Annotated in this window: 9 protein-coding genes; 1 reads left to right on the top strand and 8 read right to left on the bottom strand. The window is 47.4% G+C overall.

Translation table 11 applies throughout. From position 1 onward, the window contains the following. Positions 1-29: 29 nt before the first annotated feature. A complete protein-coding gene (locus NST07_RS00045; RefSeq protein ID WP_341376977.1) occupies positions 30-1,130 on the bottom strand; it encodes an HD-GYP domain-containing protein in 1,101 nt (366 codons plus the stop codon). Positions 1,131-1,366: 236 nt separating this feature from the next. Beyond that, the gene (gene gyrA / locus NST07_RS00040; protein ID WP_341097491.1) at positions 1,367-3,910 is read right to left on the bottom strand and encodes a DNA gyrase subunit A; all 2,544 of its coding nucleotides are present in this window, start codon (positions 3,908-3,910) and stop codon (positions 1,367-1,369) included. A gap of 388 nt (positions 3,911-4,298) precedes the next feature. On the opposite strand from gyrA, the gene NST07_RS00035 reads away from it, so the two are divergent. After that, the gene (locus tag NST07_RS00035; protein WP_342480900.1) at positions 4,299-5,153 is read left to right on the top strand and encodes a YheC/YheD family protein; all 855 of its coding nucleotides are present in this window, start codon (positions 4,299-4,301) and stop codon (positions 5,151-5,153) included. Positions 5,154-5,285: 132 nt separating this feature from the next. Here the strand turns inward: NST07_RS00035 and gyrB are convergent, their stop codons facing one another. From gyrB to dnaA, 6 genes are all read right to left on the bottom strand, one after another. After that, entirely contained in the window at positions 5,286-7,196 is a 1,911-nt protein-coding gene (gene gyrB, locus NST07_RS00030) for a DNA topoisomerase (ATP-hydrolyzing) subunit B (protein WP_341097488.1), read from the bottom strand. A gap of 45 nt (positions 7,197-7,241) precedes the next feature. Continuing rightward, the gene (locus NST07_RS00025; RefSeq protein ID WP_076114400.1) at positions 7,242-7,490 is read right to left on the bottom strand and encodes an extracellular matrix/biofilm biosynthesis regulator RemA family protein; all 249 of its coding nucleotides are present in this window, start codon (positions 7,488-7,490) and stop codon (positions 7,242-7,244) included. 16 nt (positions 7,491-7,506) lie between these two features. Next, on the bottom strand, positions 7,507-8,625 hold the full coding sequence (gene recF, locus NST07_RS00020; protein ID WP_341097486.1) for a DNA replication/repair protein RecF: 1,119 nt from the start codon (positions 8,623-8,625) through the stop codon (positions 7,507-7,509). 23 nt (positions 8,626-8,648) lie between these two features. Further along, entirely contained in the window at positions 8,649-8,876 is a 228-nt protein-coding gene (yaaA, locus tag NST07_RS00015; protein ID WP_038584289.1) for a S4 domain-containing protein YaaA, read from the bottom strand. A gap of 49 nt (positions 8,877-8,925) precedes the next feature. After that, positions 8,926-10,068, bottom strand: a complete 1,143-nt coding sequence (dnaN, locus tag NST07_RS00010) for a DNA polymerase III subunit beta (RefSeq protein WP_038584286.1) — start codon at positions 10,066-10,068, stop codon at positions 8,926-8,928. A 196-nt stretch (positions 10,069-10,264) separates the two neighbouring features. Beyond that, entirely contained in the window at positions 10,265-11,611 is a 1,347-nt protein-coding gene (gene dnaA / locus NST07_RS00005; protein ID WP_038584283.1) for a chromosomal replication initiator protein DnaA, read from the bottom strand.

Below are 11,611 nucleotides of genomic sequence, written 5' to 3'. Positions count from 1 at the left end.
CAAAGCTTTCGTTGGACTCATCCCTTGGGTTAGGCAATGATCTCCTGAATGTATAGCTCACGTTCCATCATCAGGTTGACGATCTTTCCCTCCACCTGGATCATAGGGCGTGTAGGGTTGCTGCGGTCTGTAAAGATAATCTCTCCATGACGTCCGTCGCTTAATCGTATTCTTGTGCCATTGTAGAGATCTGTTGTTTTCTGAATAAAGGTTTGAACGATAACCGGATCCAGCTTACCGAAGCTTTCGGTCTGTAGCTGCTCCAATACCAGATAAGGCGATTGAGCCTTTCTGTATGCCTTCTCCAGGGTCATAGCATGAAAGATATCAGCCACAGCAACGATCTTGGCGTAGATATGAATCTGGCTGCCCTCCAGATGGAGCGGATAACCAGTACCGTCTATTTTTTCGTGATGCTGAAGTGCTGCAAGTCTAACCCCTTCGTTAATAGCTGTAACATTTCTCAGCAGCTGGTATCCATAAGTGGTATGCCTGCGGACTTCTTCTAATTCAGCTCCGTTCAGCGGAGTCGGCTTGTGCAGCAGTGCCCCATCTACTTTAACGTTACCGATATCATGCAGCAAACCGGCAAATGCGGCCTGCATCCAGTCTTTCTGCGGATATCCGCACCACTGGGCTATTTTATAACAGGTTAATGCCGACAGCACTGCATTGTGATAGTTATAATCTTCATCCTGCAGAATCCGTGGAGCAAACTTCAAGACATGATAATCTTTTAAATTGTCGATCAATGCTTCCAACTGACTCCGTAATTCAAAAATGGGTATCGAGGCAGCAGCAACAGAACGGTAGCTCTGCTTAATCAAAATCAGCATCTTCTCATATTCATCATGTAAAGAGGAATTGCTCTTGGCCAGCACTGACTCATTAATGAGTGTTCCTGCCTTGACTGGCAACGTCTTCGCGGCTGCTTTAACATTTTCAGCAGGTACAGCCTCTCCCTGGTTGCCTTCAATCTCCACCTGTTGAATTAAAAAAGCCTGCAGAATCTCAATGTCGCGTGGCAGTATTATTTTTCCCTTGGGAAATAATACTCCTCCTAAAGGGGTAACTACATCTTTGATAATTTTTGAACCTGGTTTAACTTCTGCTACGGATATATTTGGCATCCACTCAGCCCCTCTACTTCATGACACTTGCGCTCAGGAATGCTGCTCTATATAGAGACTGAACATTACCGGCTAACTGGTGTGCCGCCAGGCAGCACCGGAGTACTTGATTCTCTAATTATAGTATGGATAGTTGCAAGCGGCTAGATAGTGTATCGGCAATCCATAAAAATTATATTTAAAAGCAAAAAGAGCACGGGCTTCTTATAAGAAGCCTGTGCTCTCTTTATAGGGTGCTATTCGAGAATATCCTCGTCATTGCCGGCGTCCATTTCAGGCTCAGCGGCTTCAGCAGTTTCATCTATTGCTGTAACCTGGCTCTCTTCGCCGTCCTCGAGTTCGGACAATTCGTCTTCCTCATTCTTATCGGCTCTGCAAAGGGTGGCTACTGCATCATCCTCACGGATATTAATCAGCTTAACGCCCTGCGCATAACGGCCCATGGTAGAAATCCCATCCATACTCGTACGAATCAAGGTTCCGCTCGTTGTAATGATCATCAGGTCTTCGTCTTTCTTAACAACCTTCAAGCCAACAACCGGTCCATTCTTATCCGTAAGATTAATGGTCTTGATTCCCTTACCGCCACGGGTTTGTGAACGATAGTCGCTGGCAGGTGTACGTTTGCCGTAACCCTTAGTCGTTACGATCAACACCTCAAGCTCCTTGTCCACGCAGTCCATTCCGATCACATGGTCATTGTCGTCCAAGTTAATCCCTTTGACCCCTGTTGCACTGCGGCCCATAGAACGTACATCGTTCTCGGAGAAGGTAATAGACATGCCGCGGGCAGTACCGATAATCAGATTCTGCTCTCCGTCTGTCAGCTTAACTTCGATCAAGGAGTCTTCCTCACGAAGATTAATGGCAATCAATCCGCCTTTGCGGATGTTGTTATAATCTTCAAGCGGCGTTTTCTTCACGATCCCTTCACGGGTAGCAAAGAACAGGTATTTGTCGCTATCCGCTTCCTCTACCTGAATGACTGCACTGATCTTCTCACCCTGTTCAATTTGAATCAGGTTGATAATCGGCGTCCCCCGTGCAGTACGTCCAAGCTCAGGAATCTCATAAGCCTTGATCCGGTACACTTTGCCCTTATCGGTAAAGAACATGAGGTAATTATGGGAATTACTCACGAAGAGATGCTCCACGAAATCCTCATCCTTGGTATCCATCCCGATCACACCGCGGCCTCCACGCTTCTGGCTGCGATACGTGCTGACCGGCAGACGTTTGATATAACCGGTATGCGTAATCGTAATGACAACCTCTTCACGCGGGATCAGATCCTCGTCAAGAATGCTTTCTTCGCCGACAGTGATTTCGGTGCGGCGGTCATCCGAAAATTTATCACGGATTTCCTGAAGCTCGCTGCTGATGATATCCAGCACGAGATGCTCATTGGCCAGAATTTCCTTATACTCGGCAATCTTGACTAGCAATTCATTATACTCGTTCTCAATTTTCTCCCGTTCTAATCCGGTCAGGCGCTGCATCCGCATATCGAGAATTGCTTGAGCCTGCTCAATACTGAGGCTGAATGTTTCCATCAAGCCTTCACGGGCGATATCCGTCGTACGGGAAGCCCTGATCAGCGCAATAACCTCATCCAGATGATCCAGTGCAACACGCAGACCTTCCAGAATATGCGCCCGTGCCTCAGCCTTCTTCAGATCAAAGATCGTCCGCCGGCGGATAACTTCGATTTGATGCTGTAAGTAGTGATACAGCACGTCGCGAAGATTCAGGATCTTCGGCTCGTTGCCTACAATAGCCAGCATATTGATACCGAATGTAGATTGCATGGCAGTATGTTTGTACAAGTTATTGAGTACGACACTTGGATTGACATCACGCCGCATCTCAATTACAACGCGCATACCGTTACGGTCGGATTCATCACGAAGATCAGTTATTCCCTCGATCCGTTTCTCACGTACCAATTCTGCAATCTTTTCAACCAATCTCGCTTTGTTGACCTGATAAGGCAGTTCATGCACAATGATCCGCGCTTTACCATTGTTCTCCTCAATGGTTGCTTTAGCACGCATCGTAACTGATCCGCGTCCTGTACGGTAAGCTTGGCGAATACCTTCACGGCCCAAAATATAGCCCGCTGTAGGGAAATCCGGCCCTTGAATATATTCCATAAGCTCCATAGGTGTGATCTCTGGATTCCTGATCATCGCCTGTACGCCATCAATGACTTCACCCAGATTATGCGGAGGAATGTTGGTAGCCATCCCTACAGCGATCCCGGATACCCCGTTAACGAGCAGGTTAGGATAACGCGCAGGCAAAACTACAGGTTCATTCTCTTCACCGTCATAGTTAGGTGCGAAATCAACTGTTTCCTTGTTGAGATCGCGAAGCATTTCTCCGGCGATTTTGGACAGGCGTGCCTCGGTATACCGCATTGCTGCCGCCATATCTCCGTCAATGGAACCGAAGTTCCCATGACCGTCTACGAGCATGTAGCGCATGGAGAAATCCTGCGCCATCCGTACCATCGTCTCATAAACAGCGGAGTCCCCGTGAGGATGATACTTACCGATAACCTCACCGACGATTCTCGCTGACTTCTTGTGAGGTTTATCCGGAGACATTCCAAGTTCCGACATCGCAAACAAAATGCGTCGGTGAACAGGCTTGAGTCCGTCCCGCACATCTGGCAAAGCCCGGCTTACAATGATGCTCATTGCGTAATCCATAAAGGATTCGCGCATTTCCTCACCAATGTCCCGATCTTTGATTTGCGGGTTATTTTGTTCAGCCATGAGTTGCTGGACCTCCTTCAGTTAAAAACCGCTACCCTTTATTATATTACTTTCACAAAAGCAGCACAATTAAACACTATAGATTTATATCTTCTATATTCATTTCTTTTGGCACAGTCAGGGGTAAATGCCCTTTCCGCCAATGTCTTCGTTACATAGACTGTAAAGACAAGAAGATTGGTTATATGGCCCTGGTTTTGTCCAAAAAGACATAACCCCATATCCTTATATTATAACATTGTTTAGTTAGCTTGTCCTAAAATTTCAGCTTTCCAGATTCATCACTCAGATCAACCCACAAAACTTTAAGTTTATGCTTTCGGAGCAAGTTTTGTACGAGGAGAATTCAATGCTGTTACGCTCACAAAACTTTTAAAGGAGGAAGATAATGAGGATTCAACGGGTCTCCAGCAAATGGGCAAAAACTAAAGTTATCCTGCAAAACCGCCTACTGGCAATCTTCATCCCGGAAACACGAAAGTACAGTTTGGCCGCTCTTAACGAATTGCTCGAAACCTACGGGACGGTATATATAAAACCTGACCGCGGGACTTATGGGAATGGTGTGATGCGAGCCGAGCAGCGTATGGTGAATTTAAGTCCCAGCGGACAGCAGCCGGTCAACGGGGATTACGGTACTGGAAGCAGTGAAGCCGCGGTTGAACAAAAAATAATGTATATCTTGCGTCATGGTTTGGAGGCAGAAGCATTCTCCACAACGGAGGAACTGCATAATGCTTTGAAGCCGAAGATTAGAGGACGTTCCTACTTAATCCAACAGGGAATTGATTTGCTCCGGCATGCTGACCGCCCGTTTGATTTGCGCGTACTAACGCAAAAAAGACCGGATGGAGGGTGGGAAACAACCGGAATGCTGGGCAGAGTCGCCGCTCCGCAAAAGATTGTGACCAATTATCATAATGGGGGCAGTGTCTTTACCGTCAATGCGTTGTTTAAAGAACATATGAGCCCGGCAGAGATGGCATCCACTCTTCAGTCGTTAAAATCCCTGGGTGTAAAAATTGCCATGCAGCTTGAAACAGCCTACCCTGGGCTTAAAGAAATCGGGCTTGATATCGCCCTGGATCAGCATCATGATGTATGGCTGCTTGAAGTGAACACCCTTCCCTCCATCATTGCCTTTAAATTAATTCACGACAAATCTGTTTACCGCAAAATTCATCGTTATGCTGTGGCGTATGGACGGTTAAAGAGAAGAAAAACAGCCGTCTCCCGCCGGTAACCCCTCTCCTGAGCAAAAGACTACCTAACCAAAAGAACCTCCGGCTTCTATTCGCCAAGGAATAGGAAACTGGAGGTTCTTTGCTAAGAACATATGCTTCAGCCCTGTATGAGGACCGGTGTGCGCATATGATTAAATATCAAGGTTCCGAACAGATTGGGCATGTTCCTGAATGAACTCGCGACGCGGCTCAACGTTATCGCCCATCAGCGTATCGAAAATTCCGTCAGCCAAGATGGCATCATCAATCGTTACCTGCAGCATCATGCGGCTCTCAGGATCCATGGTGGTATCCCAAAGCTGAGTGGCGTTCATTTCTCCCAGACCTTTGTAGCGCTGAACATTTACCTTAACATTCTCACCAAAGGTAGCAATGATCTCATCGCGTTCTCTCTCACTTTGAGCATAGCGGATGACTTTGTTGCGCTCAATTTTGAACAGCGGCGGCTGGGCGATATAAATATAGCCAGCTTCGATAATCTTCCGCATGTAGCGGTAGAAGAAGGTCAACAGCAGAGTCCGGATATGGGCTCCGTCGACGTCCGCATCAGTCATAATAACAACCTTGTGATAACGCGCCTTGGACAGATCGAAGTCCTCGCTGATCCCGGTTCCCAGAGCAGTAATAATCGCCCGGATTTCGGCATTGGATAGGATACGGTCAAGCCGTGCTTTCTCTACGTTCAGGATTTTACCGCGCAATGGCAGAATCGCCTGGAAGTGACGGTCCCGGCCCTGCTTGGCTGATCCACCGGCAGAGTCACCTTCGACGATATACAGCTCACTGATCGAAGCGTCCTTGGATGAGCAGTCTGCCAGCTTACCCGGCAAGGCACTGACTTCAAGAGCGCTCTTGCGGCGGGTCAGTTCACGGGCTTTGCGGGCAGCCTCACGGGCACGTGAAGCCTGCAGTGACTTCTCCAGCACCCGCCGGGAAACTGCAGGGTTCTCTTCCAGGAATTCCTGCAGCTTCTCACCGAACAGGGATTCTACAATCCCGCGGACTTCACTGTTGCCGAGCTTGGTCTTCGTTTGCCCTTCGAATTGCGGCTCAGGAATTTTCACGGAAATAATCGCCGTCAATCCTTCACGAACGTCATCTCCGGTCAGATTGTTGCTGCTGTCCTTGATCACGCCGGTCTTGCGGGCATAATCATTGATGATCCGTGTCAATGCACTCTTAAAGCCGGATTCATGTGTTCCGCCTTCATGTGTATTGATATTGTTGGCAAAAGAGTAAATGTTCTCTGTGTACGAATCGTTATATTGCAGAGCTACTTCAACCGCAATCATATCCCGTGAGCCTTCCACGTAGATCGGATCTTCATGAAGCGCCTCTTTTTTCTCGTTCAAATATTTCACATATTCTACGATACCGCCATCGTATTTGAAGGTATTGGAAACCCCCGTCCGCTCATCCAGCAGTGAAAGCTCGATTCCCTTGTTAAGGAACGCCAGCTCGCGGATACGGGTAAGGAGCGTGTTGTATTCGAAGACTGTCGTTTCGGTGAAAATCTCCGAGTCTGGATGAAAGGTTGTAGTGGTACCCGTCTCGTCGGAATCTCCGATAATCTTGATATCATATTGCGGTGCACCGCGTCTGTATTCCTGCTGGTAGACGTGGCCGTCACGTTTGACGGTTACAACTACCTTCTCGGATAATGCGTTCACAACCGATATCCCTACACCGTGAAGACCGCCCGAAACCTTATATCCGCCACCGCCGAATTTACCACCGGCATGCAGGACAGTCATTACAACCTCAAGTGTCGATTTCTTCAGCTTCACGTTCTCACCGACAGGGATACCCCGTCCGTTATCAATAACGGTCACACTGTTATCTTCATGAATCATCACTTGAATCCGGTCGCAAAAACCTGCCAGCGCCTCATCGATACTGTTATCGACGACCTCCCAAACCAAATGATGCAGACCTTTAGCGCTAGTGGAGCCAATGTACATGCCGGGACGTTTCCGAACAGCTTCCAGCCCTTCCAGTACCTGAATCTGGCTCTCATCATATGTCGGTTGATTCATTGACATGCCTTCACCTACTTCTTTCTGATTATCTCTTGTAACCTGAAAAGCTTATATTTCCAACAAGATTTTGGCTCTTTTTTTGAGAGTGGAGGAGGAAATAGGGGAGTAGTACACAGTATTTTTGGTCACGACAATGGACTTCGCTTCCTCTTCACCGATTCGTTCCAGTTTTTTATCCTGCTGGGAATGAACAATGAACTGCTTCGACACCTTCGAGGACTTCTCAATTGATATATCAAATATAGCAATCAGCTCTGAGGATCGAATAATCTTTTCTCCGCCCAAATGAATATACATTCTCTTCCTCCGCTCTTTATAACTCCACTTTTCCATCATGAACATGGTATAGGCTTGCGCCTTTTAATTTATCGGCACTTAAACTTTCCACACCGGTGGCAGTGATGAAGGTTTGTACCTTGCTTTGAAAGGTTTCTATAAGCTGAGTCTGGCGGTAAGGATCAAGCTCGGACAAAACATCATCAAGAAGCAGCACAGGGTACTCCCCGATTTCTTCATGGATCAGTTCGATTTCCGCCAGCTTGAGCGATAAAGCTGCCGTGCGCTGCTGCCCCTGAGAACCGTAGACCTGAGCTTCTCTTCCGTTGATAAAAAAGGACAGGTCATCCCGATGGGGACCCGTCAGCGTCATGCCGCGCCTAATTTCCTGATCTCTTGTTTGTGATAACTTTAACATAAATTTGTCTAATAAGACAGCTTCATCTTCCTCGTCCCGCTCGCCGAAAGAGGGGACGTACAGCAATTTCAGCTCTTCCCCGCCGTTCGTAATGCCCCGGTGAATGCTCTCTGCCCAGATTTGCAGCTTCTTTATGAATTGTTTCCTTTTTTTGACGATTTTAACACCATGCTCTATAAGTTGGGCATCCCATATGTCCAACAGCTCCTTGCCTGCTGCTTCTTTACCCCATAGCTGCTTCAGCAGATTGCCTCTTTGCAGAAGCACCTTCTGGTATTGCTGCAGATGGAAAAGATAACTTGGCTGCACCTGGCCAATCTCCATATCAAGAAACCGGCGCCGTATTCCAGGTGTCCCTTTGACGATCTCCAGATCTTCCGGAGCGAACATCACCACGTTGAGCGAGCCGACGAATTCACTGAGCCTGCGCTGTTCCAGCCCGTTGATTCTGGCTTTTTTGCCTTGGGCGGACAAGGTTAGCTCCAGCTTCAAATCGCCATATTTACGTTCCACCTCGGCAACAATTTGCGCGGATCCTCCGGGAGCATCAAAAGAAATGAGTTCCCGGTCCTTCGAGGTACGGTGGCTCTTGGTCATCGCCAGGACGAACAGAGCCTCCATGAGGTTTGTTTTGCCCTGGGCATTCTGACCGAGAATCAGGTTCACATCGCCCAGGTTCTCCAGACGCAGCAGCCCGTAGTTACGGTAATGCTGCAGACCGATATTTTTAACAAACACGAACCTCTGCCTCCTTGGGTGAACTACTCTTTTATTCCGCCGCCTTCAATCTCGAATGCGCCGTTGTCCTGAACCTCTATTGTATCACCCGGATAAAGCTTTCTGCCACGTCGTTCTTCTTTTTCCCCGTTAACCTTCACGTAGCCTTCCTGCAGCAGCGCCTTCGCCATGCCGCCTGTGGATACGCAATCCGAAAGCTTCAAGAACTGGTCCAGCTTAATATATCCACTGTGGATAAGTATTTTTTTCATGTTTTTTATCCTTTCCGCCACTTATCCACAGGTCCGTGAACAGCGGCGTTTAATTTGTTGTGCGGTACGGCAGAATGACATACAGACTGCGGCTGTCATCCAGCGGTCTAAGAATAATCGGACTCATCATACCGGTGAAGGCGATGACAAGCTGCTCGCTTTCGACAACTTTCAGGACATCGAGCATATATTTGGAGTTGAAGGAGATTTTGAGCGGCTCGCCTTTGAAATCAAGCACTTCCAGTTCTTCACGGACCTTCCCCAGCTCTGACGAGCTGGAAGAGATCTCAACGTCGCCGTTTTCCAGTGTCTGCATACGGACAATGTTTGTTTTTTCTTCACGGGACAGCAAATAAGCGCGGTCAATTGATTCGCTGAGTTTTTTTGTATCCAAAGTTAGTTCTGTTTTGTAGTTGGTCGGAATAATTCTAGAAGTATCCGGATAAATTCCATCCAAAATCCGCGAATAGAACAGCACCTTGTCGATTTTGAAGAGCACCTGATTATCGGCCACGACAATATCCACCAGCATATTCTGGTCCGGAATGATTTTGCTTAACTCATTCAGCGTTTTGCCGGCAATGACGATGTTGGCGAATTGGACATTCTCGGTCCCTTCCAGATGCGCAGCTCTTGTGGCCAGACGGTGGCGGTCGGTAGCTGTAAATTTAAATTCATTCTCACTCAGATTCCACAGAATCCCTGTCAGAATAGGCGTTGTCTCTTGGGTGGAGATGGAGAATGCTGTTTGTTTAATCATATTTTTCAGCAAATCACCTGGAATTGAGATCGTTTCGTTCTCCTCGATGCTGGGCAGTACCGGGAATTCCTCGGGGTCAAGACCGACGATCTGAATCTCCGTGGAACCGGAAGAGATATAGGTTTGAAAGCCCTCTTTGACTTCCATGTGAATTTCTTTGGAGGGAAGCTTCTTGATGATCTCGACGAAAAATTTGGCTGGAAGCACAACGCTTCCTGGCTGTTCCACTTTTACGATGGTATGGCTATCGTTCTCTGCAGGTATGAAGGACTGAATGGAAATGTCCGTATCACTTGCAGTCAGGGTAACGCCTTGATGGCTTACCTCCAGCTTAATGCCGGTCAGAATGGGGATCGTGGTTCTGCTGGAGATGGCCTTGGATACGTGCCCGATTGATTCGTTGAGTTCATTTTTAAGAATGCTGATTTTCATGATTTCACTCCTAGCTGAAAAATTGGGAAATAGGTGTACGTAAGTCCTCTTCGAAACCTGCTCTTAGAAGATGAATTATTATAGTTATTTAATAGTATTAGTAGTAGGGGCGCCGTTTATGTGGATAACCCCAGAAACAGCATAAAATTAAGCCTATCCACATGTGTATAGATTGTGCATAGGCTCTTTGTTCCTCTTAGGAAGGATTTTTAATTTTCTCCGCAAGATTATTTACCACTTTGTACAACTCCTGGTCTACCTTTAATTGCTGCGTAATCTTCTCATGGGCATGTATAACTGTCGTATGGTCACGTCCCCCGAAAGCTTCTCCGATTTTGGGAAGCGAATAATCCGTTAATTCACGGGAGAGATACATAGCGATTTGACGTGGAAAAGCTACGGCTTTGGTGCGTTTGCGCGCCTTGAAATCTTCCATGCGCAAATTGTAATATTCGCCGACCTTCTGCTGAATATCGTTCATGGTGATCATCTTCGGCCGGCTGGAAGGAATGATATCCTTCAGTGCTTCGGCTGCCAGATGAGTGGTCACGTCCTGGTTGGTAAGCGATGAATAGGCAACAACACGGATCAATGCGCCCTCAAGCTCGCGAATGTTCGTATCGATCTGGTTGGCGATGTACATCATGGCCTCATTGGGGATATCCAGGTTCTCCGCTTTGGCTTTCTTGCGCAAAATGGCAATCCGCGTCTCCAGATCAGGCGGTTGAATATCGGTTATGAGTCCCCATTCAAAACGGGAACGAAGCCGTTCTTCCAGAGTGGGAATTTCCTTTGGGGGACGGTCGCTGGAGATAATAATTTGCTTGCGTTCTTCATGAAGAGCGTTAAACGTATGGAAAAATTCCTCCTGCGTTGACTCTTTGCCGGCCAGGAATTGAATATCGTCAATCAGCAGAATGTCAACGTTGCGGTATTTGTTACGGAAGCTTTCACCGCGGTTGTCACGGATGGAGTTGATGAATTCATTCGTGAATTTCTCGGACGAGATGTAGATAACCTTATTGTTAGGGTTATGTTCCAGGACGTAGTGTCCGATGGCATGCATTAGATGAGTCTTCCCGAGACCCACCCCGCCGTACAAAAACAAGGGGTTATACGCTTTGGCAGGCGCTTCCGCTACAGCCAGAGAGGCTGCATGCGCAAACCGGTTGCCGGAGCCGATAACGAACGTATCGAAAGTGTATTTGGGATTAAGCAAATGAGTCTGCGCTTCTTCACGCGATACTGCGGGAGAAGGCGTCATTTGCTGGATTACAGGCTCTACGGGCTTGTTCTCCTCAATCACAAATTTGACGTCAACCTGTTGTCCGGTAACTTCATAAACCGTAGCTCCTACCAATTTGGTGTAGCGACTTTCCAGCCATTCTACGGCAAACGTTGTAGGTGCCGAGATGATAATGGCGTGCTGGCTAAGAGTTAATGCCTTCGTAGCCTTAAACCATGTATCGAAGCTCGGTTTGCTTAATTTGGTTTGAATAATCGATAATATTTGCTGCCATAATTCGGAAGTATGGCTGTCCAC

It is taken from the genome of Paenibacillus sp. FSL L8-0340, from assembly GCF_038593145.1.
Taxonomy (GTDB): Bacteria; Bacillota; Bacilli; order Paenibacillales; family Paenibacillaceae; genus Paenibacillus_AQ.
This window is presented reverse-complemented; position numbering and strand designations above follow the sequence as displayed.